This window comes from Blautia sp. AM42-2, from assembly GCF_003480245.1.
In the GTDB taxonomy this organism is placed as follows: domain Bacteria; phylum Bacillota; class Clostridia; order Lachnospirales; family Lachnospiraceae; genus Fusicatenibacter; species Fusicatenibacter saccharivorans.
This window is the reverse complement of sequence record NZ_QUIM01000039.1, coordinates 386-958: the sequence shown is the minus strand read 5'-3', so window position 1 is coordinate 958 and position 573 is coordinate 386. Positions and strand designations below refer to the sequence as shown.

Annotated in this window: 1 pseudogene; it reads right to left on the bottom strand. The window is 43.8% G+C overall.

Annotated elements, in window-relative coordinates:
- A pseudogene (locus tag DW915_RS16230) lies at nt 1-573 on the bottom strand (Mu transposase domain-containing protein); the annotation flags it as partial.

Below are 573 nucleotides of genomic sequence, written 5' to 3'. Positions count from 1 at the left end.
TAGGCTTGCCTTTCGGCTTTCTAGCGGGTGGTGGAAGAACTATAGTTTCATAGAAATCTTCCAGATCTGCAAATGTAGACTGCAGGATAAGTTCATCCTTTGTGTGCCTGGTTACAGCAGTTCGCAGGTTATCGGGCACAAAGTATTTCGTAACAGCACCATAAAATGAAACAGCATGGGCACAGCCTTCTATAAAACATGGGAGCTTCTCATTTGGAAAAGCTTCTGCATAGATCAGACTGCTGACTCCAAGAGTGGTCGCAAAGATATGGACTTTTTTGATCTCGCCCGTTTCGGTATCTGTTAACAGTTCCGGCTGATCACCGACCCAGTCGATATACATCTTTTCACCCGGGATTCGGTTTACGGCCATTGATACCTTCTGGCCACCATAGTTTTCTGCTATGAATCGGTTGAAGTATTCGTAAAACTGTGACTTCTCATAACCATCAGGATTCTTTTCTTTATAATCCAGCCAACAGAACGAAATGTTCATGCGGCTCCCTGGTGCATGGATTCTGTCATAGTAATACTGGAAATCTGGAAGTGGGACATCTTTCCTCTGTAGATTTT